The 845-nt window shown below is 57.6% G+C and carries 2 protein-coding genes; both read left to right on the top strand.

The genetic code is table 11. The annotated features are described in order from the left end of the window. Nucleotides 1-420: calcium-binding protein (locus EVX52_RS25070; RefSeq protein WP_370278374.1), on the top strand; the 420-nt coding region annotated here is incomplete at its 5' end. A gap of 171 nt (nucleotides 421-591) precedes the next feature. Further along, nucleotides 592-845 (top strand): hypothetical protein (locus tag EVX52_RS25065; protein ID WP_129992350.1); only part of this gene is annotated, 254 nt, incomplete at its 3' end.

Genomic DNA, 845 nt, shown 5'->3' with positions numbered 1-845 from the left:
GGCTATGATGGCAATGACATGCTGTCGGGCGATGCCGGCAATGACACCCTGTGGGGTGGCAACGGCAATGACAGCCTGCTGGGCGGCGCCGATAACGACCAGCTGTATGGCTCGGCCGGGAATGACACGCTGAGCGGCCAGTGGGGCAATGACACCCTGTCGGGCGGCAGCGGGACGGATGTCTTTGTCTATGGCTCGGGCTTTGGCAATGATGACATCACCGACTTCAGCTTTACCGATGGGGACCGTCTGCAACTGGACGACGCCCTGTGGGGCGGCGGTCTGAGCGCGGCTCAGGTGATTTCGACCTATGGGACGGTTCACAGCTGGGGCACCGTGTTCAACTTTGGTGGCCAATATCTGACCGTGCTGGGGGCCAATGATGCCGGCACGCTGGCAGGGTTGGTCGATATTTACTAATCCCGGCTGATCCCGGTTTTCACCCGGCCCTGTCACAGGGGCCGGGTTTTGTGTTTCGGGCCTGCCGTGGCGGCATCGTCTGACGATTGATCCCGGTCAATAAAAGCATTCGATAAAACAGATATAATTCCCGTGGTCGCAAAGAATGCGACCATTTGAGGAGAAAATCTGATGCCGAGTCGTTTCCTGATACCTGTTTCAAATGATGTAACCGTTGCCACCGAGAATGCTGATATTTTCTATTCAGCTTCGGATGCCGTGAATATGACGGCTTTGCCGAACGGGACCTTTGTCGCTGTCTGGGAGAATACCCCCGAAACTGGCGCGCCGAATGTCTATGGCTGTATTCTGGCGGCAGATGGTACGCCCATTGGTGGGGCCTTTGCCATCAGTGAAGGGCAACTGACCCCCGGCGGGGCCGAGCT

Source organism: Rahnella sp. CFA14(1/10) (assembly GCF_004195095.1).
GTDB classification, from domain to species: Bacteria; Pseudomonadota; Gammaproteobacteria; order Enterobacterales; family Enterobacteriaceae; genus Rahnella; species Rahnella perminowiae.
Note: the sequence above shows the minus strand (reverse complement) of the source record. Positions and strands in the feature narration are given on the sequence as shown.